Source organism: Kitasatospora sp. NPDC023385, assembly GCF_055664045.1.
Map to the genome: position 1 here is coordinate 64,825 of NZ_JBVOOL010000007.1, position 23,861 is coordinate 88,685.

Sequence of the window (23,861 nt, forward strand, 5' to 3'; positions counted from 1 at the left end):
CTGCACCTGCTCCGGCGAGTGTGCGCGCACACGCTGGCGACCCATCGGACACCGGACACAGCGAGGACCTCACTCCGGCCATGGCCTACGCGATCACCCAGACCTGCTGCAACGACGCCTCGTGCGTATCCGTCTGCCCGGTCAACTGCATCCACCCGACCCCCGACGAACCGGAGTTCGGCACCACCGACATGCTGTACATCGACCCGCAGGCGTGCATCGACTGCGGCGCCTGCGCCGACGCCTGCCCGGTGGACGCGGTGTACCCCGTCGACCGGCTGCGCGGACCCGACACCGCCTTCGGCGACCTCAACCGCGACTGGTTCCGCGACCACCCCAACGACCACGCCTGGGGCCGGCCCAGCTTCCCGCGTAGCCTGCCGGCCGAACACGGCGTCCTGCGGATCGCCGTCGTCGGCACCGGGCCCTCCGCCGGGTACACCGCGCAGGAACTGCTGCGCAGCACCAGCGCCGAGATCACCATGATCGACCGGCTGCCGGTCACCGGCGGCCTGCTGCGCCACGGCGTCGCCCCCGACCACCAGTCCACCAAACAGATCGCGGACAGCTTCGCCGGCGTCTTCCACGACCCACGGCTGCGGATGCACCTCAACGTGGAAATCGGCACCCACCTGACCCACCGCGAACTCGCCGCCCACCACCACGCCGTGGTCTACGCCGTCGGCGCGGCCGCCGACCGCCGGCTCGGCATCCCCGGCGAGGACCTGCCCGGCAGCCTGCCCGCCACCGCCTTCGTCGGCTGGTACAACGCCGACCCGACGGTGCCGGCCGACGCCGTGGAACTCTCGGCGGAGCGGGTGGTCGTCGTCGGCAACGGCAACGTCGCCGTCGACATCGCCCGCATCCTGCTCACCGACCCCGACCGGCTCGCCACCACCGACATCGCCGACCACGCGCTCGCCGCGCTGCGCGGCGGCCGGGTGCGGGAGGTCGTGCTGCTCGCCCGGCGCGGCCCGGAGCAGGCGGCGTGGACCAGGGCGGAGTTCCTGGCGCTGCGGCAGCTGCCGGGCGTCGACGTGGTGGTCGAGGACCACCCGGAGGTGCGGGCGGCGATCGAGTCGGCGGGGCCGGAGTCACGGGCCGCGCTGCTCACCGGGCTGCCGCTGGTCCCGCACGACGGGGGCGCCGAACCGGCGCCCGGGCGACGGATCGTGCTGCGCTTCCTGTCGGCGCCGGTCGAGGTCTCCGGGGACGGGCGGGTCGAGGCCGTGACCGTCGAGCGGACCACGCTCGTGAACGGGGAACGGGTCGAGGCCACAGGCGAGCGGACCACGCTCGTGAACGGGGAACGGGTCGAGGCCACAGGCGAGCGGACCACGCTCGTGAACGGGGAACGGGTCGAGGCCACCGGCGAGCGGGAGGTGCTGCGGGCCGGGCTGGTGGTGCGCTCCATCGGCCACCGGGGCGTGCCGGTGCCCGGCCTGCCGTTCGACGAGCAGGCGGGCACGGTCGCACACCGGGGCGGGCGGGTCGTCGACCCGGCGACCGGGCAGCCCCTGCCGGGCACCTACGTGGTGGGGTGGGCCAAACGCGGGCCGTCCGGCGGGATCGGCGCCAACCGGGCCTGCGCGCGCGAGACCGTCGACGCGCTGCTGGACGACGCGACCGCCCGCGCGCTGCCCGTACCGGAGGCTGGCCGCAAGGACTTCGAACGCCTGGTGCGGCAGCGGCGGCCGGACGCTGTCGGGCTGAAGGAACTGCGGGCGCTGGACCGGGCGGAACGCGAGCGCGGCGAGGCCGAGGGACGGCCCCGGGTGAAGCTCGCCACCGTCTCCGAGCTGCTGGCAGCGGGCCGCCGGCGGTAGGTCGTGGGGGACCGTGCGGATGCGTAGGAAGTCGGAGGGGCCGACTTCCTACGCGTCGGCGGATGGCGCCCCGTGAGGGGGTGTGTGCGGGCCGCCGGGTTGACGCGGCCGTGTCCCGGTGCGGGCGGGGTGCGTTGGGCGGGTGTGAGCGGATTTGGGGTGATGCCGGTCCCACGACGGCCGGTCGGAGAAACGATCCTGCACGGGGTGGAGCCACCTGGAACGCCCGATCCGGAGGCGCCCATCTACGCCGAACTGGCCCGGCGCTGGCAGGCGGAGGGGCGGGCCGTCCCGGGGTTCCCCGACCCGGCCTGGGCGGAACTGGCCGCTCCGGACGGGCACCAGCCCCCAGGACCCGGCGCCCCAGGGCACGGCGCCCCAGGACCCGGCGCCCCAGGGCACGGCCCTGGGCCGAACGGGCCGCCCCGCCCGGTCGGATAGCACCGCCCCGCCCGGCACCGCAAGAGCCCGACCGGGGCCGATCCGCCTGAAAACCCCCCACCCGCCCCCACCCAGGCAGCGCAGCCCTCCTGCTGCTCCGGGCCGCCCGGCCGGTTTCACGAAACGGATAGGCGACAAGCTCAGGCGGGCACTAGGGGCGGTTCGCCCCAGGAGAGGATCAGGGCGGCGCGGAGGGCTGCCGCCGGTGGGCCGATGCGGTCGGCGAGGATGCCCTCGATGACGGTGAGGGCGGCCCGGGCGCGCCGGTGGACGCGTTCGCCCTCGGCGGTGGTGCGGATGAGGCGGCGGCGGGCCGAGCCGGGGTCGGGGACCTGTTCCAGGAGGCCCATGGCGATCAGCCCGTGCACCGCCTGGTGGGCGCTCTGGCGGGTGACGCTCATCCGGCGGGCGAGTTCGGAGACGGTGGTGCCCTCGGCGTCGAGGGTGGCGAAGACGAAGGTCTGGGCGATGGTGACCGGTTGCTCGCCCGCCGCCTCCATGCTGGCCGTGAGCGCCTCGTCGAACCAGCGTTTGGCGTCGGCGAGCAGTTGGGGCAGGTTGCGGGTGGGGTCGGCCATGGCTCCTCGTGGGGTCGTCCTCCGAGGATATCGACAGCCGGTCGGCGAACGGGTTGACCCATCTCTTATGTCAGGTAGCCTGACATAAATCCCGATCGCCCCTTCCGGAGGTCCGCCATGACCATGGAGTTCGCCACCCGCTACCGAGCCGCCTCCCGGATACCGGCCGAGCCGGGCCGGCCGTACTTCATCGAGAAGGGCATGGGCGACCGCGCCCACCTGTTCACCGACCTGATCACCGTCTACGCCGGCGGCGAGCAGACCGAGGGCGCCTTCAACTTCTTCACCGTCGAAGGACCCAAGGGCGATGTCATCCCGGCCCACCTGCACGCCGACACGTACGAGGTCTTCTACGTGACCGACGGTGCGGTACGGATGTTCGTCGAGGACCTGGCGGGCGAGCAGCACGAGAAGCTGCTCACCGCGGGCGACTTCGGCTTCGTGCCGAAGAACTGCCCGCACGCCTACCGGATCGAGCGCCACCACAGCCGCGTCGTCGGCGTCGCCGCCGGCCCCGGCGGCACCTTCGAGCGGTTCTTCGAGAACCTCGGCACCCCCACGGAGGAACTCGGCCTCCCGCAGCGGCCCTACGTGCCGGAGCCGCACAAGCTCGAGACGGTCCCGCAGCGGTACGACGTGCGCTTCCTGCCCGGCCACCAGTGGCGCACGGAGGGCTGACGCACCTCGCCGTCGACCGGGGTGGGGCGTGTGGTCTCCCCTCGACCCACCACAAGATCAACCATGGGAAGCGGCCTGGCCCCGCCACGCGCGCTTCAGCTGCTCCCAGCGGGCCGTCTGCGTCTCCGTCAGGGTGCCGCGTAGTTCCGCGAGCTTCAGGAGCTGCGCCTCCGCGTCGGCGCCCAGCGGTTGGGCTTCGGCGCGGTAGTGGTCGCTGAGGAGGGCGTCGAGTTCGGGGCGGGTGAGGGCGGGGTCGAGGCGCTGGGCGAGCTTGGCCATGTTGCGGTAGGAGCCCTGGAGCAGGAACGGGGGTTCGGTGCGGGCGCGGTCGTCCTGGGCGGCGGAGTCGAGGTAGGCGCGGTTGACGGCCAGGACGGTGCCGCGCAGGTGCAGCAGCCCGGCCAGGACGGCGGTCATCCGCTCGACCTCGGCGGCCGGCCAGGCGCCGGCCAGGGTGCCGCCCGGGGTGCCGGCCGCGCGGGCGAGCAGGGTGTCCAGGTCGGCGCGTTCGGCGGTGGCGAGCGGGGCCAGGTGGGTGTTGGCGGGCAGGGCGTTCTCGACGAAGCTGAGCGCGAAGAGGTCCTCCCGTCCGGCGACGGCGTCGCCGAGGTTCCACACGTCGGCCCGGTTGGCGAGCATGTCGGGCAGCCGGAACAGCCGGCCGGACTCGGTGTACGGGTTGGCGGCCATGACGACGGCGAAGCGCTTGCCGCGCAGGTCCCATGCGCGGGCCTCGCCGTCCCAGACGCCGTCGATCCGGCGCTGCGCGTCGCACAGCGGGATGAAGCGCTGCAGGAACTCGGGCGAGGTGTGCTGGACGTCGTCCACGTAGAGCAGCACGTTGTCGCCCGCGTGCAGCGCGAAGTTGAGCTTCTCGACCTCGCGGCGGGAGGTGGCGTCGGGTGCTTCGGCCGGGTCCAGCGAGGTGACCCGGTGGCCGAGCGCCGGGCCGCTGACGGTGACCAGCAGCAGGCCGAGCCGCTCGGCGAGGTATTCGACGAGGGTGGTCTTGCCGTAGCCGGGCGGGGAGACCAGCAGCAGCAGGCCGCTGCGGTCGACCGGGCCGCCGGAGTCGGCCGTGCCGAGCTGCTTGGCGAGGTTGTCGCCGATCAGCGGCAGGTACACCTGGTCGATGAGCCGGTTGCGGACGAAGCCGTTGAGCGGGGCGGGCCGGTACTGGTCGAGCCGCAGCCGGGCGTGTTCGGCGGCCAGCAGTTCGCCGCGCAGCCGCTGGTAGGCCCGGTAGCCGGGCACCTCGACGGTCTCGAACTCACTGACCCGGGCGAGCAGTTCGTCCAGTCGCAGGTCGAGTGCGCCGCCGGTGAGTCGCGGGTGGTCGCCGAGCAGCCCGGTGATGCGGGTGCCGACGGCGCCCTCGGCGGGCCGGCGCGGCAGCGTCGGGCAGAGCAGGACGGCGGCGGCCTCGGCGAGGTCGGCCGGGTCGGCGTCGGTGGCGCCCGCCGCCAGCCAGGCCTCGGCGAGCTGGCGTCGCGCGGGCAGCAGCCCGGGCTCGTCGGGCAGGGCGGCCAGGGCCTCGGTGAGGCCGGCCGACTCGGGGGCGGCGCGGAACTTGTCGAGCAGTGCGGCGGCGCCCGCCGAGTAGGCGAACTCGGGTGTTGCGGCGGCGAGTTCGGCGACCAGGTAGGGGCCGGCGGGGTCGGCGCCGGGGTCAGCACCGAGGGCGAGCCCGGGGGCGGCTTCGGCGACGGACCCGGCGGCGGACCCGGCGACGAATCCGGCGACGGCCGAGGAGAGTTCGCGGGCGAGCCCGTCCAGTGCGGCCAGCGGCGCGGCGCCGCCGAAGGCCTCCCGGGCGAGTCCGAGGGAGCGGGCCCGGGTGTGCCAGAGCAGCCGCTGGCGCTCGTCGGCGCCGTGCGCCCAGTACAGCTGCGCGGCCGCCCGGGCCCTCGCCGGGTGGCGCAACAGGCCGGCGTCGGCGGCGAGTTCGAGCAGTGCGCGGAGCAGCAGTGCCGCGTCGTGGTCGTGCACGCCGCGCTGGTAGCCCTCGTCCGGCCGTTGCTCGGCCGCCCGGCGGACGTGGTCCAGCAGGTCCGCGTCCGCGGTGAGCGTGCCCGGCTCGGCCGCCAGGAGCAGGCTCGCGGCGAGGTATTCGGCGCGGTAGAGCTGCGGGGTCTCCGACGGCAGCGGGCGGTCCCAGTAGCGTTCGGTGGCGGCGAAGGCCGGGTCGGTGACGGGGGAGCGGTAGCCGGTGCCGGTGAGGGTGAAGGCGGGGCGCCCGTGCCAGGGGACGAGGGCGAGTTCGGGCCGCTGGGTGGTGACGCCGAACAGGTGCCGGCCGAGCCGCAGGGTGCCGGGGCCGTCCCCGGCGAGTTCGGCGCGGTCGCGCAGGGCGCGGTGGGCGCGGCCGCGGGCGGCGCGCAGCCGTCCGGTCAGTTCCGCGGCCCGGACCTGATCGCCGAGCGCGGTCAACTGGCCTGCCAGATCGCGGAGTTTGACGGCGGTCGGGTCGGCGGCCAGGGCGGCGTCGATCTCGGCGGCGGTGTCGAGGGCGGCCAGCCGGCGGTGCAGGGTGTCGAGGATGCGGTCGGCGGAGGCGGCGAGCCGGTCGGCGCGGCGGGCCCGTTCCTCCAGGAGGTGCTGGCGACGGGCGGTGAGCGCGTCGTGGATCTCGGTGCGCCGGTCGGTGAGCTGTTCGCCGAGGGCCGGGTCGGCGTCGGCGAAGCGGGTTTCCAGTTGTTCGATGCGCAGGAGGAGCCGGCCGAGCTGGTCGTCGCAGGCTTCGGGGGTGTCGGCGGCGGCGAGCGCGGCGGTGGTGGCCTGGCCGAGGAGGGCCGTTTCGGCGGCGAACTCGGCGGCGGCCTCGCGGGTGCGCAGCTCCCGGCGGCGGACGGTGAGCGCGGTGCGGGCCCGGTTGAGGAGTCCGAGGACATCGGCGAGCCGGTCCAGGATGGCGGTGCGGGTGGTGGCGTCGGCCAGGTCGAGGGTGCCGACGAGTTCGGAGACGGTCTGCAGGGCCTCGCTCTGGGCGGTGAGTTCGCCGCCGAGCGGTCCGGCCTCGGCGGCGGTGGCGATGGCGGCGCAGGTCTCGGCGAGTTCGGCGGCGCGGCGCCGGTGCGGCTGGAAGGCGTCGGGTTCGGCGAGTTGGCCGACGGCCCGGTCGGCGGCCTCGGCCAGGCCGTCGGCGAGGTGGGCGGCGAGGGCGTCGATCCGCTGGGCGTCGGCGCGCGGCAAGTCGCGCAGGGCTTCGACCCGGCCCTGGGCGCGGCGCAGTGCGGCGAGCCGGTCGACCCATACGGCGGCGTCGGCGAGGGTTTCGCCGCGGGCGGTGCGCAGCAGGCCTTCGACGTGTTCGGCGGTCTCGTCGGTCCGGGCGGCGGCGTGTGCGGTGAGCTGGGCGATCGCGTCGTACTCGGCGATGACCTGGCGGGCGGTGTCGCGGATCTCGGCGAGCGGCGCGGCGAGGTCGCCGAGGCCGTGGTGGCCGAGCCAGTGGTGGCGGTCGGCGGTGCGGGTGCAGGCGGCGAGGACGGCCTGGTGGCCGGCCGGGGTGTCGGCGCCGGCCGCGGCCAGACGGGCGAGGGCGAGGCAGTCGGCCAGTCCGCGGACCAGGTCGGCGTTGCCGATGCGGGCCAACGGGCCGGTGCCGGGCGGCTGTTCGGCGGCGAAGCGCTCGCTGGTGAACGGGGTCTGCCACAGCTGGACGGGGTGCAGCCGGGTGGGGCCGTCCTCGGCGGGGCGCAGGGCGATCAGGGTGCCGTCGGCGAGCAGCGCGTAGCCCTGGCAGGGCAGCGGGGCGGCGGCTTCCTGGCGGACGCTGTTGTACGGCTGCAGCAGGGCGCGGCCGTCGGCGGGGGAGCGGAACTCGTACAGCACGTCCTCGCCGTTGGGCGAGAGGACGGTGCGCTCGTACGCCAGGCCGTCGACGGGCTGGTCGAAGGTGCGCACGGTGCCGTCCGCGAGGTGGCAGCCGCCGGGGAAGGCCACGCCCTGGTCGGCGGGCAGGCGCAGGCAGGCCTGGCCGAGCGCGTCGATCCGGGTGACCGTGCCGGTGGGCAGGTGCACCACCAGGTGCCGGACGGTGTCCTCCTGGTAGGGGCGTACGCGCACCAGCAGCAGGGTGCCCAGCCGGGCGTGGGCGATCTGCGCGTCGGCGAGGGTCTGCAGGGCCTCGGCGAGTGGTTCGCGGTGCAGTTCCCGGCCGTCGGGGGCGGCCAGGGTCAGCCGGCCGCCGTCGACGCCGAGGTGCAGTTCGCCGGCCAGGGCGGCGCGGGGCGGGCGACCGGGGCCGGCGGGCAGCTGGTCGTCGCGGGTCAGTGCCGTCCAGGTGAGCTGCTGGCCGTCGGCGGGGGTGTGGTCGCGTTCGCCGCGCCCGTCGAGGTAGGCGGGCCGGGCGTCGTCGGCGCCGTCGTCCAGGCGCCAGCGCAGTACCCGGACGTCGGCGGCGGCCGGGCCGGTGCGGAAGACGGCGAGCAGCCGGCCCGCCGTGGGGCGCAGCCGTTCCAGACGGGCGTCGCGGAAGTAGCGCCGCAGGTCGGCGAGGTCCTGGCGCAGCCGGGGGTCGTCCAGCAGGGTGCCCTCGGCGGGAGCGGGGGAGAGGTCGGGGTGGTGGACGCCGAGGACGTCGGTGAAGCCGGTGGGGTTGGTGGTGTCCGTGGCGTCGGTGGGGTCTGCGGGCCCGGTGAAGTCCGCGGCGGCGCCCGGGACTTCGGCGGGACGGGTGCCGAGCAGCAGCAGTCCGCCGGCGGCGGTGAGGTCCTGCGGGAGGCAGGCCCGGGCGGTGGTGAGCCGCCCGGTGCCGGTGAGCCGCAGCTCCCCGCCGCCGAACTCCTCGATCCGGCGGGCGTTCAACGCCTGTGCGCGGTCGGCAAGTTCGGCGGCGGACCGGGCGAGCCGGCCGCGCAGGACCTCGTAGGTTCCGGTGTCGAGTCGGGCGTCGAGGGCGTCCACGGTCAGTTCCTCGGGTGTTCGGTGGGTGACTACCTCGGTGGGTGACCACCTCGGCGGGTGACTGCCTCGGTGGGTGACTACTTGGAACCGTTGACGGAGGCGCCGGCCAGCGCCCCGATCGGCGTCTCGGCGACGCCCAGCTTCTGTGCCGACTCCAGCAGCCGGCTCAGCTGCCCGGCCTGTTCGCCCGTCCCCGAGCCGATCAGCCTCATCAGCAGCGCGGACACCGTCAGGTTCTGCACGTCCGCCGTGGAGACCGAGGACAGCACCCGGGTGAGGTCGTCGGTGAAGCTGGACCGTCCGTCCAGCCACGGGCCGGCCAGGGCCTGCGCGGTCTGCGAGTGGCCGACGAAGGCGTCGATGCTCCTGCCGGCCGTCACCGACTGCACCAGCCGGTCGAAGAACACCGAGTCCCCGCCGACGATGTCGATCTTCGCCTTCTCCAGCCCGGCCGCGACCAGCGCCGCCTGCGCCTCGGCGATCTGCCGCTGGGTGTCCAGCCCGGCCAGCCGGACGTCCTTCTCGGCGGCCAGCCGCAGCCGGTACTCCTCGTGCCCGCGCGAGGCCTCGTCCAGCTTGGCCATCGCCGCGGCCTTCTCGGTCAGACCCTCCGCCTCGGCCTTCAGCCGGGCACCGACCTCCAGCGCGGAGGCCTTGGCCTTCTCGGCCTGGACGACGGCCTCGGCGAGGCCCACCTTCTCCACCGCCGCGGCCTCCTGCTCCCGCACCTCGGCCCGGGCCAGGCCCTCGGCGGCGGCCTCCGCCCGGATGCCCTGCGCCAGCCGGATCTTGGCGGTCGCGTCCAGCTCGGCGGCCTGCTGCCGGGCCTCGGCCAGCACCAGCGCCTCGCGGGCCTTGTGCGAGGCGGCCTGCTCGGCGGCCTCGGCGGCCTTGATGTCCTTGACGAGCTTCTCCTGGGCCTCCGCCTCGGCCTGGATGATGACGGCCTTGCGGACGCGCTCGGCCTCCTCGACCGCCCGCAGCGTCTTGACGGCCTCCTCCTGCTCGGCGACGGTGCGGTCCACCGCGACCCGCTCGCGGACCACGTCGGCGACCTCCCGCTTGGCGGACTCGACCTCCTTCACCTTGGCGATGGTGGCGAGCTCGGTCTCCCGCTCGCGGCCGACCACCTCCAGCAGGCGGTCCTTCTCGATCCGCTCGCTCTCCACGGCGATCACCCGCTCGCGGTTCTTCTGCGCCACCGCGACCTCGCGGGCCTGGTTCTCCCGCTGCACCCCGAGCAGTTCCTCGGTCCGCAGGAAGGCCGTCTGCGCGGTGAGCCGCTCCTCCTCCTGCACCCGGGCGATCACCGCGTCCTCCTTGGCCCGCAGGGTCTCGATCTCGCGGCGCTGGCGGATCTCGGCGTCGGCCTGGCGGCGTTCGAGCTCCAGGACGGTCTCCCGGGCGTCCACGTTCTGCCGGGTGATCTCCTTCTCCTCGGTGCGCTGGTACTCGTTGGTGCGCACGTGCTCGATCGCGGTCAGCTCGGTGATCTTGCGGATGCCCTGCGCGTCCAGGATGTTGTCGGAGTCCAGCTGGCTCATCGGCGTCTGTTCCAGGTGGTCGATGGCCGCGTCCTCGAGGGTGTAGCCGTTGAGGTCGGTGCCGATGACCGCGATGATCTGGTCCCGGAACTCGTGCCGGTGCGTGTACAGGTCGGTGAAGTCCAGCTGCTTGCCGACGGTCTTCAACGCCTCGGCGAACTTCGCGGCGAAGAAGTCCTGGATCGCCTGCGAGTCGCTGGCCCGGGCGGTGCCGATCGACTGCGCCACCTTGATGACGTCCTCGACGGTCTTGTTCACCCGGACGAAGAAGGAGATCCGGATGTCCGCGCGGATGTTGTCCCGGCAGATCAGGCCGTCCCGGCCGGCCCGGTGGATCTCCACCGTCTTGGCGGTGATGTCCATCAGCTCGGCCTTGTGCAGGACCGGCAGGACGATCGCGCCGGTGAAGGTGACGTCCACCTTCTTCGTCCGGGAGACGATCAGTGCCTTGCCCTGCTCGACCTTCTGGAACAGGCGGCCCACGAACAGCAGCATGGCGAGCACGATGAGCAGCACGACGGCGACGAGCACGCCGAAACCCACGGCGATGGTGTCCATCACGGAGTCCTTTGACGATGGCGAGTTGGTGCGGAGTGGAAAGTGGATGGAGTGAAGTGACGGTCCGTCAGGTAGGGCCCGTCAGGTGAGGCCTGGCGGCGACGGGTCGAACGGCGCCACCAGGAAGTGCTCGCCCTCCGCGTCGTAGTCGAAGATCAGGGCGGTCCGCCCGGCGGTCAGCCCCGGCTCGGGGGTGGGCGTACGGACCTGGACGGTCGCGGTGGAGCCGTCCTCGGCGGTCACCTCGGCCTGCCCGAAGTCGGCCGTCACCCGGCCGGTGCGGATCACGCAGACCCGGCCGACGAAATCCGCCCGGGTCGCCGGCCGGTCCTCCGGGAACAGCCGGGACAGCGGCCTGACGAGCAGCCGGGTGCCCGCCCAGGAGGCCACCAGCGCGACGGCGAGCACGCCGCCGCGCGCCGGTGCCCCCGAGGTGAGCGCGGTGCCGGCCAGGCTGACGAACCAGGCGAGCGCGACCAGCAGCGACACCGCCACCGTCACGGGCACCCCGCCCAGCCCCAGCGCGTCCAGCACGCCCCCGTGGTGGCCGGCCCCCGGGCGGGAGCCGGTCCCCCCGTGCTCCGCGCTCCCCCCGTTGGTGCCATGCCCGCCGGCACCGTGCCCCCCGGCACTGTGCCCGACGTGCCCCCCGGCACCGTGCCCGACGTGACCGGCACCCCCGTGGTGCCCGACGCCGTGTCCCCCGTGCACGGCGTCGAGCCCCAGTCCGCCGAGCAGCATCAGCAGCCAGTACCCGACGACCACCACCAGCGCGAAGCTGAACAGCGCCGTCGGAAAGGCCAGCGCGGCCGTGAAGAACCCCCCTGTCCCGGCCACGCTCCCCCGCCTTTCCCCCGGCCCCGCGATTCGGCGCCGGGGAGATCATGGCAGCGGGGGAGCCCGTCGCACATTGCCAGGATCCGGCAATCTTTACGGCCTTTTGACACCCTGGTACACGCGGCCCGCGTGACACTGCGACAGCCCGGCAACAGGACGGTCGCCGGGCTGTCGCAGCGGCCGCGCGCAGGTTCGAGGTGACGGGTTACAGGGGCTGCTCCGGCCAGCCCAGCAGCCGGGCGCCCATCGCCGCCGTCTCCAGGGTGAAGCGCTGCAGCGCGTCCGACGGGTCGTACCCCGTGAGCGCCTTGATCCGCTCCAGCCGGTAGCCCAGCGTGCGCACGCTCAACCCCAGCCGGCGCGCCGCCTCCGCGTTCACGTACGCGGCCTCCGCCTGCACCGCGATGGTGTCCAGCAGCGGGCGGGCGCCGCCGCGGGCCTCGGTCAGCGGGCCGAGCACGCTGCGCACCAGGTCCGCCATGGCCGCCCGGTCGCGCATCAGCACCGGGAAGACCAGCAGCTCCTCGGCCTTCAGCTGTCGCGCCGGCAGGCCCAGGCGCCGCGCGTAGTCCAGCGCGTCCAACGCCTCCTCGTAACTGCGCGGCACCCCGCTCGGCCCCGAATGCCGGCGGCCGGTGGCCACCCGTAGCACCGGGCGGTAGCCGGGGCCCGGGCGCAGCGTCAGATCGGCGAACGCCTCCAGGACGGCCCGCTCGGAGTCCGGGGCGATGCAGACCAGCCGGCCGTCCTTGCTCGCCAGCAGCACGTCCCGCTCGCCGAAGCGCCCGGCCAGCTCCCGCTCCAGCCGGTGCACCAGCGGATGGACGTCCGCGAACGGCTCGTCACCCACCGCGACCGCCACCGTGTACGCGCCCGCCAGCCGCAGCCCGAACCGCTCCGCGCGCTCGGCGAGCAGCCCGAGGTCACTGCGGCCGAACAGCAGGTCGTCGATGAACTCCCGCCTGGCTGCCTCCTCCTGACGGACCGCCAGGCGCTGCGCCCGCTCGTGGCCCTCGCCCAGCGCGGCCAGCGCGGCATCGGCGGCGGCCAGTACCGCGTCGCCCGTCCGGCGCAGCTCGCCGACGCTGGTCGCGGCGGTCGTCCCGGGCAGCGTCTGCCAGGCCCGCCGGGCCGCCGCCAAGCAGTGCGACACCACCTCGCGCAGCCCGAACCCGGCCTCCGCGCAGTGCTCGCCGAGCTTGCGCAGACCCTCCAGCTCGTCGCGCCGCAGCAGCCTGCCGGTGCGCGAGACCTCGGCGAGCAGGACGAGGTAGGCCTCGGCCAGCTCGGCGGGTATGTCGTAGTCGGTCCCCTCGCTTCCCTCGGTCACCGTGTCCTGCCATCCCCCGTACGACCTGCCGATTCGGCGCTGAAGACTAGCAGGATCGATACGCCCCGAGAGTGCGACGGGGGCGCCTCGGTACCGCAGCTCGCGGGAGCCCGGGGGCCTACCGTTCGCGGAAGTTCAGCACGAAACGCGCGCTGCTGCCGTCGATCCGCCGCCGCACGTACAGGGCCGCCGTGCCGTCCGGGGTGCAGCTCACTCCCTCGCGGACCAGCAGGGCGGTGCCAGGCGGGACGCCCAGCAGCTCGGCGTCCGCGAGGTCCGCGCCGACCGCCCCGAAAGCCCGCCAGTCGTACTCCAGCTGCACCCCGGCGGCCCGCGCCAGGTCCAGCACCAGGTTCCCGGGGCGGCCCGGCCGCACCAGGTCGGCGGGCAGCGGGCCGAACGGCACCCAGTAGCTGCTGACCGCCCGGGCCCGCCCGCCCAGGCGGATCACCGAGTCCACCCGGGACAGCTCCTGCGGCGTGCGGCCCAGCCGGTGGGCCGCCTCCACGTCCTGCGCCGAGCCGGTCACGGGCGGCGCGGCCACCACGAACTCGCCGTCCCCCGGCTCGCCCGCCAGGCCGCCCTCCAGACCGCCGTCGGGCAGTGCGGCGTGCACGCTGCCCAGGTCGAAGCGCTGACTGCGCGGGTCCACGGCGATGGACACCCGGACGGCGGGCGGGCGGACGAAGGTGCCGACGCCCCGGCGGATCTCCACCACGGCCGCCCGTTCCAGCTCCGCCACCGCCTGCCGTACGGTCAGCCGGTTCACGCCGAACTCGGTGCTCAGCTCCGGTTCGCTCGGCAGCCGGGCGCCGGCCGGGTACGCGCCGGTGTCGATGCGCTCCTGGAGCCGACGGGCCAGCCGGCGGTACAGCGGGGTGCTCGGCGGGTTCGGGGTGCCCGGGGTGTTCGCGGTGTTCGGCGTGTTCGCGGGGTTGGTCGCCACGGGCTCGATCCTACGAAGCCCGCCTTCCGCTTCCGTCGCCGTCCCCTTCCCGCTCGCCGCCGCGGACCGACGGGAGTGGGATGGAGGGAGCGCCGGCCGGCGGCGGCTTGCCCGGCGACCCCGGGAGGCATTAGACATCTAGACGTCTAGATGTGCTCGCTCCCGCGCGGCTCCACCGAAAGGCCTCCCGCATGTCCCTGGTCAACTTCCGCGACCCCGCCGTCCTCGGCGACCCCGAAGGCCTGCGGGTCCGCTCCGGCGTGCTGTACCGCTCCGCCCAGCCCTTCCCGGCCGCCGACGAGGCCACCGTCGCCCAGCTGCGCGCCTGCGACATCCGCACCATCGTGGACCTGCGCGACCCGCGCGAGACCCACCCCGCCGACTGGGCCGCCGCCGAGGCCGCCGGGATAGCCGTCGTCGCCGCCCCCGTGAACCCGGCCACCGACGCCCTCACCGCGCGGATGAGCACCATGACCACGGCCGCCGACCTCGGCGACTTCTACGTCCTGCTCGCCGAGTCCGCCCCCGAGGCGCTCGCCGCCGCCGTCGAGGCCACCGTCCGCCCGGGCGCCGTCCTGTTGCACTGCGCGGCGGGCAAGGACCGCACCGGCCTGCTGACCGCTCTCCTCCTGGACCTGCTCGACGTCCCCGCGGACCGCATCGTCGCCGACTACGCCCGCACCACCGACGCCCTCCCGCAGATCTTCGCGGGCCTGTCGGAGCGCCACCGCACCGCCCTCAACGACCCCACCACCGCCGCCCGCGTCAGCGACGGCCAGGGCCGCCACCTCACCATCCCCGCCCCGCTCCTGGAGGCCCCGGCCGAGGCGATGTCCGTCTTCCTCGACCGCGTCCGCACCCACCACGGCGGCGCCGCCGCGTTCCTCCCCGCCTGCGGCATCCCGGCGGCCACCCTGGGCGCCTTCCGCGCGAAGGCGGGGGCGGCGGCCGCGGCCTGACCCGGCCGACGGCCGACGGCCGCCATCCGGTGGCCGTCGGCCGCGCGGGCCCTCAGACGTCCCGCCGCCGCACCACGACCGCCGTCACGGCGACCGCGGCGCCCGCCCACACCCCCATCGTGATCCAGGAGTCCAGCACGCTCGGCGCGTACTTCCCCATCGTGCTCGCGGAGTGGGGGTTGAGGGTGAGCCGCTGGACGGTGGCCAGCGGGAGATGGGTACCGATCTCCTTCAGCCACCGGTAGCGGTCCCCGCCGAACATCATCGGCATGATGAACATCAGCATCACCAGGGACACGATCGAGGCGGTGGCGTGCCGCAGCAGCGCGCCGAGCGCCATGCCGATCAGCGCGCAGGCGGGCACGATCGCCGCGTAGCCGAGGACGGCCCGCAGGCAGCCCTCGTCGGTGATGGAGAGCCCGACGTGCCGGGAGGCCAGCATCGCGTTGGTGGCGAAGAAGGACGCCGCCGACACCGCGATCCCGGCGAGCGCGGTGATCCCGCCGATCAGCAGCACCTTGGCCGCGATCACGCCGCGCCGGTCCGGCACGGCGGCGAAGGTGGTGCGGATCATGCCGGTGGTGTACTCGCCGAACACGGTGATCGCGCCGAGACTGCCGGCCGCGATCGCCATCAGGTCGGCGGCGATGCTGCCGAGGCCGTGGAACAGCGGGTCGTACCGGTACGGCGGCAGGCCGGGCATCGGCGCGGGCGGGTGGTCGATGTACGTCAGGTCGGTGTGGACGGCGTTCAGGTTGACCGCGATCGCCACCAGCGAGGCGAGCACCAGCACCCAGTACGTCGACCGCAGCGAGCGCAGTTTGATCCACTCGGCGGCGAGCAGGTCGGTGAAGCGGGGCGCCGGGTCGGCGGGGCGGGCGGCTGCCGCGGGGCGGTCCGCGCGGTGAACGGTCACGGTGCTCATCGGGCCTCTCCAGCCAGGTACTCGACGCTGTCAGCGGTCAGGGACATGAACGCGGACTCCAGGGAGGACGTCCGGGCGGCGAGCTCGTGCAGCACCACGCCGTGCCGCAGGGCGAGTTCGCCGATCCGTTCGACGGTCAGCCCGGTGACGATCCCCAGCTGCGGCTCCACCTGCTGCACGTCGGCGCCTTCGGCCCGCAACACCCCGGCCAGCGAGGCGAGTTCCGGGGTCCGTACGGCCACCGACGACACCGCGTTGCGGGCCGAGAACTCGGCGAGGCTCTCGTCGGCGATCAGCCGTCCGCGCCCGATCACCACCAGCCGGTCCGCGGTGTGCTCCATCTCGGCCATCATGTGGCTGGAGACGAACACCGTCCGGCCCTCGTCGGCGAGGCGGCGGAACAGCCCGCGCACCCACAGCACGCCCTCCGGGTCCAGGCCGTTCAGCGGCTCGTCGAAGAGCAGCACCGGCGGGTCGCCGAGCAGCGCGCCCGCGATGCCCAGGCGCTGCTTCATGCCCAGCGAGTAGCCGCCGATGCGGCGCCCGGCGGCCTTGCCGAGCCCGACCTCCGCCAGCACCTCGTCCACCCGCCCCAGCGGGATGCGGTTGCTGCGGGCCAGCGCCGACAGGTGGGCCCGGGCGCTGCGCCCGCCGTGGACGTCGCCCGCGTCGAGCAGGGCGCCGACGTGCCGCAGGCCGCGCGGCCGGTGGGCGAAGGGCGCCCCGTCGACGGTGACGGTGCCCCCGGTCGGGGTGTTGAGGCCCAGGATCATCCGCAGCGTGGTGGACTTCCCGGCGCCGTTGGGGCCGAGGAAGCCGGTGACGGCTCCGGGCCGGACGGTGAAGGTCAACTGGTCGACGGCCGTGGTGGCGCCGTACCGCTTGGTCAGTCGCTCGATCTCGATCACGGGGACAACGCTGCCGGTCCCGGGCCCCGTCGGGCATCGGGCCGCGGGCCACAACCGGGCGGCGCGGCACTGGCCCCGGGGCTTACGCCCGCGGGCCGATGCGCCGCCGCGCGGGCCGCCGCTACCATCGCGTCATGATCACCGAATCCCGCCCGCCGCTGCTCAGGCGCCTGCCCGCGGGCCTGTGGGTGGGAGCGGTCTGGACGGCACTGATCGTGTTCCGGGTGTTCACCCGGGACAACGAGCTGCGGAACCTGTTCCGCTACCACGGCAACCCCGAGGACATGGCGCTCCTCGTCACGGCCCTGGTCACCACCCTGGTCGCGCTGCTGCTGGTCCGCCTGCCGCTGGCCGCCATCGCGGTGGCCCTCGCCGGCAGCATCTTCACGCTCGGGATGCGGGAGGTCCCGGAGGCGTCGGGGCTGCAGTTCCTGATCGCCGACGGCGTGGTCGGCTACTGCGCCGCCACCCGCCCGCGCCCCGTCTCGCTGAGCGCCCTCGGGCTGCCGCTCGCCACGCTCGGCGCGCTCTTCGCCTGGGGCGCCGTCCGCGACTATCCCGTCAACCCGCTCGCCTACATCGGTTACGCCGCCACCGTCCTGATGGCCTGGCTGGTCGGCAACACCGTGCACCAGAGCCGCGCCCACGCCGAGGCACTGCGCGACCGGGCCTCCGAGCAGGCCATCACCGCCGAACGGCTGCGCATCGCCCGCGAGTTGCACGACATGGTCGCCCACAGCATCGGCATCATCGCGATCCAGGCCGGCATGGGCAGCCGGGTCATGGACACCCAGCCCGCCGAGACCCGGGGCGCCCTGGAGGCGATCGAGGCCACCAGCCGGGAGACCCTGGCCGGACTGCGCCGGATGCTCGGCGCGCTGCGGGCCGGCGCGCACGAGGCCGCGCCGCTCGACGTCGCCCCGGGCCTCGCCGCGTTGGACCGGCTCGTGGAGAAGAACGCGGGCGCCGGCGTCCGGGTCGCGGTGACCCGGGCCGGCGAGCCCCGCGCGCTGCCCGCCGACCTCGACCTCGCCGCCTTCCGGATCGTCCAGGAGGCGGTGACCAACGTCGTCAAGCACTCCGGCACCCGCGACTGCCACGTCACCGTCGACTACCGGCCGGACGACGTGGCCGTCACCGTCGTGGACCTGGGCGCCGGCCCGGCGACGGCCACCCCCGGCACCGGCTACGGCATCGCCGGCATGCGCGAACGCGTCGCCCTGCTGCACGGCGAGTTCAGCGCCGGCCCGCGCCCCCAAGGCGGCTTCCGGGTCGCCGCCCGACTGCCGATCCCCCTGGAGGTGGCGTCGTGATCCGCGTCGTCCTGGTCGACGACCAGCCGCTCATCCGCACCGGCCTGCGCGTGCTCATCGCCGACGCGCCCGACCTGGAGGTGGTCGGCGAGGCCGGCCACGGCGCCGAGGCCGTCGAGCTGGCCGGCCGGCTGCGCCCCGACGTCGCGGTGATGGACATCCGGATGCCCGGCATGGACGGCATCGAGGCCACCCGCCGGATCACCGCCGACCCGGACCTGCCCACCCACGTCCTCGTCCTCACCACCTTCGACGACGACGACTACGTGTACGGCGCGCTGCGGGCCGGCGCGAGCGGCTTCCTCGTCAAGGACCTCGCGCTGGAGACCATCCTGGACGGCATCCGAGTCGTCGCCGCCGGGGACGCCCTGCTGGCCCCCGGCATCACCCGCCGGCTGATCGGCGAGTTCGCGGCCCGCCCGCAGGAGGCGGCCCGGCAGCCGCGCAGGCCCGTCGCCGAGGCCGTCACCGAGCGCGAGCGAGAGGTGCTGACCCTGGTCGGCCGGGGCCTGTCCAACGCCGAGATCGCCGTGGAGCTCACCATCAGCGTGGCCACCGTCAAGGCCCACGTCGCCCGGCTGTTCACCAAGCTCGACGCCCGCGACCGGGTCCACCTGGTCATCCAGGCCTACGAGTTCGGGCTGGTCGGCCCATGACGGAAGGCGCCGGGGCGGGCCCGCACGGCCACCCCGGCGCCTCGTCCCCGACCGGGCGTCAGTGCACGGTCGCGTGCGCGATCCCGCAGCCGCCCGCACCGCCGTCGTAGTCGTTCGCCCAGGTGCCCTGCATGGCGAACGAGCCGGTCGCGAAGGCCACGTTCTGCGCGCCGCCGACACCGCCGGTGCCCTTCCAGGCGCCGTCAGCCGTCAGCCGCTTTACGGTTCGCCGTTCACCGTTCGCCGCGACCGGTGCGGTCACGGTCCCGCGACCTCACCGATCCGCACGATCCGCCCGTGCGAGTCCAGCACCACGTCGTACGCGTTCCCGTGGCAGCCGAAGGGGTCGGCCGCGTCGCGCTCCGCCAGGCAGTCGTTGAGGTGGGTGATCAGCTCCGCCAGCGCGACGGGCTTGGCCGGGTCGTCGTGCGGACGGTCGACCAGGGTCGCCGTGACGCCCGCCGCGGCGAAGCCGTAGTGGACGGGGGTGCCGGTGGGGGCGTAGCGGGCGGGGTCGCAGGTGTAACGGGCGGGCTGGGCGGTGATTTCGGCGGGGCCGGCGGAGACGACGACGAGGATCTCGTGGCCGGGGGTGCCGGCGGGGGCCGTACAGCCGGGGGCCGAGGCCGAGCCCGGGCCGGTCGTCGGCGTGGCGGGAGCCTGACCGGTGGCGGGGGCGTAGGCCGCCTCGCTCTCGGTGCCGTCCTCCGGGAGGTAGCCCTGGTCGTCCTGGTAGCCCTGGTAGCCCTGGTCGTCCTGGCCGTCCTCCTCGTCCTGGTCGTCGAGGACGTCGTCGGCGTTCTCGGCGGCGACCGCGGCGGCGGAGGCGGCCGCCACGGTGGGGCGGGAGTCGGCGGGGGTGCAGCCGGAGAGGGCGACTGCGGTGGCGCCGGCCAGCAGGGCGGCGGCGAGGAGGGTGCGGGACACGGCCATGACGCACAGTCTCCCCGGGCGGCGGTGGAAGTCGGTACTCGTGATCACGACGGACGCCCGGGAAGCGGTTCCCTCCCCCGCCAGGACGTGCGGGTCCGGCGGGGGAGGGAAGACGGTGCGGCGGCGTCAGGCCGCCACCGGCCGCGGCCCCTCGTACGCTTCGCGCAGCCGCGTCTGGGCCTCCTCGCCGACGTCCAGGTGGTCGAGCCCGAGCAGGGCCGCGCCGAGGACGGGCGGTGCGACGACGACGCGGGGTTCGGCCAGCGGGGCGGCCTTCGCGAGGCGGGCCTTCAGGTTGTCGAGGAGCAGGGGCTGTCCGGCGGCGAGGACACCGCCGCCGAGGACCACCGGGGCCGGGGAGTCCAGCAGTTCGAGGCGGCCCAGGGCGACGACGGCCAGCCGGACGATCTCGTCGGCCTGGCGGTCGATCAGCTCCAGCGCGACGCGGTCCCCGTCCCGGGCGACCGCGAACAGCACCCGGACGATCTCGTGCAGCCGGGTGCCCGGCAGGTGCCCGAGGTGGACGGCCTCGGCGACGGCGCCGGCGCTGGGCAGGCCGTAGTGCTCGGCGATGGCCCGGGCGAGGGCGGTGGGCCCGCCGCGGCCGTCCTCGGACCGGACGGCGTGCCACATGCTGGTGATGGCCAGGCCCGAACCGCCGCCCCAGTCGCCGGTGAGCTCGCCGAGGGCGGGGAAGCGGGCGGTGCGGCCGTCCGGGAGGAGGCCGACGCAGTTGATGCCGGCGCCGCAGACGACGGCCACGCCGCGCGGGCCGTCGGTGCCGGCCCGGAGCAGGCCGAAGGTGTCGTTGACGACGGTGTTGCTGACGCCCCACGGATGGGCTTCGAGGGCGGCGCGCAGCCCCTCCTCCTCGACCGGCAGGTCGGCGTTGGCGAGGCAGGCGCTGACGTGGCTGGTGAGCACGCCGTGCCAGGCCGGGTGGCCGGCCTCGGCGGCGGCGTGGGCGACCAGCGGGGCGAGGCCGGCGACGGCTGCGGCGCCGCCGATCTTCTGGGGTTCGAAGCCGCCGCCGCGGGCGGTGCCGAGGACGGTGCCGTCGGCGCCGATCAGGGCGACGTCGGTCTTGGAGTTTCCCGCGTCGATGGCGAGGACGCCGGGCAGGAGTGGGTCGGGCTGGTGGGTCATCAGGTCCCCGCGGCTCGTACGTGGCCCGGCCGTCGGTCTCGGCCGGGGTGCCCGGCCGCGCTGCGGCGGCCGGGGGTGGGCGGTCTCCTCGCGGGCCGGGTCAGGCCCAGGCGAGGTGCCCGCGGTTGTGGGCGAGCAGCCGGTCGGTGAGCTGGTCGGCGAGCTCGATCTGGCCGACCAGCGGGTGGGCGAGCAGGGCGTCGAAGACCCGGTCGCGGCCGCCGTGCAGGGCGGCGTCGAGGGCGAGGTGCTCGTACGCGGTGACGGCGGCGACGAGTCCGGCGTACAGCGGCTCCAGCGGGCGCTGCGGCAGCGGGCGGACGCCTGCCGCGTCGACCTCGGCCGGCACCTCGATGACGGCGTCGTCCGGGAGGAACGGCAGGACCCCGTCGTTGCGGGTGTTGACCACCTGCACGGAGGTGCCGCCGCCGGTCCCGAGCAGGGCGGCGATCAGCTGGACGGCGGCTTCGGAGTAGAAGGCGCCGCCGCGCTTGCCGAGGAGTTCCGGCTTGGTGTCCAGGGCCGGGTCGGCGTACAGCTCCAGCAGCTGCCGCTCGATCTCGGCGACCTGCGCGGCGCGCGAGCCCTGCTCCTTCAGCTCGGCGACCACCGCGTCGTGCTGGTAGAAGTACCGCAGGTAGTAGGACGGCACGACGCCGAGCCGCTCGATGACGGGCTGCGGCAGGTGCAGGTCCGCCGCGATCTCCTTGCCGTACGAGGCCAGCAGCTCGGGCAGCACCTCCCGTCCGGCCGCGGCGCCCGGGGCGTCCAGCAGCGTCACCCCGCGCTCCCAGGTCAGGTGGTTCAGCCCGACGTGGTCGAGCCGGACCAGCTCCGGGTCCACCCCGAGGTGCCCGGCGAACTTGCGCTGGAAGCCGATGGCGACGTTGCACAGCCCGACGGCCTTGTGGCCGGCCGTCTGCAGGGCCCGGGTGACGATGCCGACCGGGTTGGTGAAGTCCACGATCCAGGCGTCCGGGTTGGTCCGGCGCACCTGCTCGGCGATGTCGAGGACCACCGGGACGGTGCGCAGCGCCTTGGCGAGACCGCCGGCGCCGGTGGTCTCCTGCCCGACGCAGCCGCACTCCAGCGGCCAGGTCTCGTCCTGGTCGCGCGCCGCCTGCCCGCCGACGCGCAGCTGCAGCAGGACGGCGTCGGCGTCCGCGACGCCCGCCGCCAGGTCCGTCGTGACGGTGACCGCCGCGCCGTGCCCCTGCTTGGCGAAGATCCGCCGGGCGAGCCCGCCGATCAGCTCCAGCCGGTCGGCGGCCGGGTCGATCAGCACCAGCTCGCCGATCGGCAGGCTGTCGCGCAGCCGGGCGAAGCCGTCGACCAGCTCCGGCGTGTACGTCGAACCGCCGCCGACGATGGCCAGCTTGAGGGAGGAAGCTCCGGACGTCTTCGGTGCGGACATCAGCCCTTGACCCCTGTCAGTGTCACGCCTTCGATGAAGGCCTTCTGAGCGAAGAAGAAGAGGACGATCACCGGCGCCATCACCAGCAGGGTGGCGGCCATGGTGAGGTTCCAGTTGGTGTGGTGGGCGGCCTTGAACGACTCCAGCCCGTACGAGAGCGTCCAGGCGTCGTGGTTGTTGCTGGCGTAGATCTGCGGGCCGAAGTAGTCGTTCCAGCAGTAGAAGAACTGGAACAGGGCGACCGCCGCGATGGCCGGTTTGGCCATCGGCAGGACCACCCGCAGCAGGGTCCGCAGGTCGCCGCAGCCGTCGATCCGGGCGGCCTCGAGGTACTCGTTGGGGATGGTCAGCAGGAACTGGCGCAGCAGGAAGATGGTGAACGCGTCGCCGAAGGCCATCGGGATGATCAGCGGCCAGAGCGAGCCGCCCAGGCCCATCTGCTTGGCCCAGAACAGGTACATCGGGATGACGGTGACCTGCGGCGGCAGCATCATCATCGCGATGACGGCCATCAGTGCCAGGTTGCGGCCGCGGAAGCGGAACTTGGCGAGCGCGTAGGCGACGGGCAGGCTGGAGACGACGGTCAGCAGGGTGCCGAGGCCGGCGTAGAGCAGCGTGTTGCGCCACCAGGTGAGGAAGCCGGGCGTGTTCCAGACCTTGCCGTAGTTGCCCCAGTGCCAGTCGGTGGGCCAGTAGTCGGTGGTGAGCGCCTGCCGGTCCGACATCACCGAGGTGAGGAAGACGAAGACGAACGGCAGCAGGAAGAACAGCGCGGCGGCGATGGCCAGGGAGTGCACGGCCACCCAGTGGAGCAGTTCCCGGCGCCGGGCGGCCCGGGCGGCGGGCCCGCCGGTGCGGGTGGGACGGGCGGGGCCGGACGGCGCCGGCGCCTCGCTGAGCGTGTTGCTGAGAGTCATGATCAGGTCCTCACTGGCCCGCTAGTCGTCGCTCGCCATGAAGCCGGACCGGCGGCGGAGCAGGATCGAGGTGACGGCCATCGAGATGGCGAACAGCACGAGGGCGACGACGCAGGCCGCGCCGTAGTTGAAGCGCTGGAAGCCGAGGTTGTAGACCATCTGCGGCAGGGTCCAGGTGGAGCCGCTCGGGTAGCCCGGCTCGAACTGCTGGCCGGAGTTGCCCGCGATGCCGCTGGCGACCTTCCCGGCGACCAGCGCCTGCGTGTAGTACTGCATGGTCTGGATGACCCCGGTGACCACCGCGAACATGATGATCGGCGAGATGTTCGGCAGCGTGACGTACCGGAACCGCTGGAACGGGCCGGCGCCGTCCAGTTCGGCCGCCTCGTACTGCTCCCTGGGGACGTCCAGCAGCGAGGCCATGAAGATGACCATCAGGTCGCCGATGCCCCACATGGCGAGCAGGGTGAGCGCCGGCTTGGACCAGTCGGGGGAGGCGAACCAGCCGGGCTGCGGCAGGCCGAGATCGCCGAGCAGGTGGTTGACCGGGCCGGTGCCCGGGTTGAACAGGAAGGCGAAGGCGACGGTCGCGGCCACCGGCGGGGCCAGGTACGGCAGGTAGAAGACGGTGCGGAAGAAGCCGGCGCCGGTCTTCACCTTCGTGATGAGCATCCCGATGCCGAGGCCGAACGCGACCCGCAGGGTGACCATGACGACGACCAGCCACAGGGTGTTGCGCAGGCCCTGCCAGAACGTCGGCAGCTGGTTGAAGACGTAGTCCCAGTTCTTCAGGCCGTTGAAGGCCGGCGCGCCGAAGCCGTTGTACTGGGTGAAGGAGAAGTAGGCGGTGGAGACCAGCGGGTAGACGAAGAAGACGCCGAACCCGACCAGCCAGGGCGACAGGAAGGCGAGGGTGCGGGCCGCCTCCCGGCGGTGCTTGCGGCGCAGCAGGTGCTGCGTGCCGGGCGCCGCCGGGCCGGTCGGTCCGGCGTCCGCCGGCCCGTCGTTCCCCCTGCGGGTGCCGAACGCGAGTGACATGGGAGC

19 protein-coding genes are annotated in these 23,861 nt (G+C 74.4%); 5 read left to right on the plus strand and 14 right to left on the minus strand.

The genetic code is table 11. The annotated features are described in order from the left end of the window. Positions 1-80 precede the first annotated feature (80 nt). A complete protein-coding gene (locus tag AC0B61_RS13575) occupies positions 81-1,826 on the plus strand; it encodes an FAD-dependent oxidoreductase (protein ID WP_471740820.1) in 1,746 nt (581 codons plus the stop codon). Between the two features lie 581 nt (positions 1,827-2,407). Here AC0B61_RS13575 and AC0B61_RS13580 read toward each other — a convergent pair. Then, the gene (locus AC0B61_RS13580; protein WP_471740821.1) at positions 2,408-2,845 is read right to left on the minus strand and encodes a MarR family winged helix-turn-helix transcriptional regulator; all 438 of its coding nucleotides are present in this window, start codon (positions 2,843-2,845) and stop codon (positions 2,408-2,410) included. A 117-nt stretch (positions 2,846-2,962) separates the two neighbouring features. Here AC0B61_RS13580 and AC0B61_RS13585 point away from each other — a divergent pair, with 117 nt between their 5' ends. Then, positions 2,963-3,523, plus strand: a complete 561-nt coding sequence (locus AC0B61_RS13585) for a quercetin 2,3-dioxygenase (protein WP_471740822.1) — start codon at positions 2,963-2,965, stop codon at positions 3,521-3,523. A gap of 57 nt (positions 3,524-3,580) precedes the next feature. Here the strand turns inward: AC0B61_RS13585 and AC0B61_RS13590 are convergent, their stop codons facing one another. The 5 genes from AC0B61_RS13590 to AC0B61_RS13610 all read right to left on the minus strand — a co-directional run bounded on the left by AC0B61_RS13590 (position 3,581) and on the right by AC0B61_RS13610 (position 13,646). Beyond that, positions 3,581-8,431 carry a DNA repair ATPase gene (locus tag AC0B61_RS13590; protein ID WP_471740823.1) on the minus strand — a complete coding sequence of 1,617 codons (4,851 nt, stop codon included), beginning with the start codon at positions 8,429-8,431 and terminating at the stop codon, positions 3,581-3,583. A 77-nt stretch (positions 8,432-8,508) separates the two neighbouring features. Further along, on the minus strand, positions 8,509-10,533 hold the full coding sequence (locus tag AC0B61_RS13595; protein ID WP_471740824.1) for a flotillin family protein: 2,025 nt from the start codon (positions 10,531-10,533) through the stop codon (positions 8,509-8,511). An 81-nt stretch (positions 10,534-10,614) separates the two neighbouring features. Beyond that, positions 10,615-11,370, minus strand: coding sequence for a hypothetical protein (locus AC0B61_RS13600; protein ID WP_471740825.1), 756 nt, complete (start codon positions 11,368-11,370; stop codon positions 10,615-10,617). Positions 11,371-11,575: 205 nt separating this feature from the next. Beyond that, a complete protein-coding gene (locus AC0B61_RS13605; protein ID WP_471740826.1) occupies positions 11,576-12,700 on the minus strand; it encodes a PucR family transcriptional regulator in 1,125 nt (374 codons plus the stop codon). A gap of 118 nt (positions 12,701-12,818) precedes the next feature. Then, the gene (locus AC0B61_RS13610; RefSeq protein ID WP_471740827.1) at positions 12,819-13,646 is read right to left on the minus strand and encodes a GntR family transcriptional regulator; all 828 of its coding nucleotides are present in this window, start codon (positions 13,644-13,646) and stop codon (positions 12,819-12,821) included. Positions 13,647-13,837: 191 nt separating this feature from the next. Between AC0B61_RS13610 and AC0B61_RS13615 the strand changes: the two genes are divergently transcribed. Continuing rightward, positions 13,838-14,605, plus strand: a complete 768-nt coding sequence (locus tag AC0B61_RS13615) for a tyrosine-protein phosphatase (protein ID WP_471740828.1) — start codon at positions 13,838-13,840, stop codon at positions 14,603-14,605. Positions 14,606-14,657: 52 nt separating this feature from the next. Here the strand turns inward: AC0B61_RS13615 and AC0B61_RS13620 are convergent, their stop codons facing one another. Both AC0B61_RS13620 and AC0B61_RS13625 read right to left on the minus strand, forming a co-directional pair. Continuing rightward, positions 14,658-15,530, minus strand: a complete 873-nt coding sequence (locus tag AC0B61_RS13620) for an ABC transporter permease (RefSeq protein WP_471740829.1) — start codon at positions 15,528-15,530, stop codon at positions 14,658-14,660. Beyond that, positions 15,527-16,438 carry an ABC transporter ATP-binding protein gene (locus AC0B61_RS13625; protein WP_471740830.1) on the minus strand — a complete coding sequence of 304 codons (912 nt, stop codon included), beginning with the start codon at positions 16,436-16,438 and terminating at the stop codon, positions 15,527-15,529. The genes AC0B61_RS13620 and AC0B61_RS13625 overlap by 4 nt, the downstream gene beginning before the upstream one ends. Before the next feature lie 134 nt (positions 16,439-16,572). Between AC0B61_RS13625 and AC0B61_RS13630 the strand changes: the two genes are divergently transcribed. Continuing rightward, positions 16,573-17,751, plus strand: coding sequence for a sensor histidine kinase (locus tag AC0B61_RS13630; protein WP_471740831.1), 1,179 nt, complete (start codon positions 16,573-16,575; stop codon positions 17,749-17,751). Continuing rightward, positions 17,748-18,407, plus strand: coding sequence for a response regulator (locus AC0B61_RS13635; RefSeq protein ID WP_471740832.1), 660 nt, complete (start codon positions 17,748-17,750; stop codon positions 18,405-18,407). The genes AC0B61_RS13630 and AC0B61_RS13635 overlap by 4 nt, the downstream gene beginning before the upstream one ends. 58 nt (positions 18,408-18,465) lie before the next feature. Here the strand turns inward: AC0B61_RS13635 and AC0B61_RS13640 are convergent, their stop codons facing one another. The 6 genes from AC0B61_RS13640 to AC0B61_RS13665 all read right to left on the minus strand — a co-directional run bounded on the left by AC0B61_RS13640 (position 18,466) and on the right by AC0B61_RS13665 (position 23,855). Beyond that, the gene (locus tag AC0B61_RS13640; protein WP_471740833.1) at positions 18,466-18,669 is read right to left on the minus strand and encodes a hypothetical protein; all 204 of its coding nucleotides are present in this window, start codon (positions 18,667-18,669) and stop codon (positions 18,466-18,468) included. Next, on the minus strand, positions 18,666-19,340 hold the full coding sequence (locus AC0B61_RS13645; protein ID WP_471740834.1) for a hypothetical protein: 675 nt from the start codon (positions 19,338-19,340) through the stop codon (positions 18,666-18,668). Before AC0B61_RS13645 ends, AC0B61_RS13640 begins: the two co-directional genes overlap by 4 nt. Positions 19,341-19,466: 126 nt before the next feature. Further along, the gene (locus tag AC0B61_RS13650) at positions 19,467-20,486 is read right to left on the minus strand and encodes an N-acetylglucosamine kinase (protein ID WP_471740835.1); all 1,020 of its coding nucleotides are present in this window, start codon (positions 20,484-20,486) and stop codon (positions 19,467-19,469) included. A gap of 100 nt (positions 20,487-20,586) precedes the next feature. Then, a complete protein-coding gene (locus AC0B61_RS13655) occupies positions 20,587-21,900 on the minus strand; it encodes a 6-phospho-beta-glucosidase (RefSeq protein ID WP_471740836.1) in 1,314 nt (437 codons plus the stop codon). Further along, the gene (locus tag AC0B61_RS13660) at positions 21,900-22,817 is read right to left on the minus strand and encodes a carbohydrate ABC transporter permease (protein WP_471740837.1); all 918 of its coding nucleotides are present in this window, start codon (positions 22,815-22,817) and stop codon (positions 21,900-21,902) included. Before AC0B61_RS13660 ends, AC0B61_RS13655 begins: the two co-directional genes overlap by 1 nt. A 21-nt stretch (positions 22,818-22,838) precedes the next feature. Beyond that, positions 22,839-23,855, minus strand: a complete 1,017-nt coding sequence (locus tag AC0B61_RS13665) for a carbohydrate ABC transporter permease (protein WP_471740838.1) — start codon at positions 23,853-23,855, stop codon at positions 22,839-22,841. Positions 23,856-23,861 lie beyond the last annotated feature (6 nt).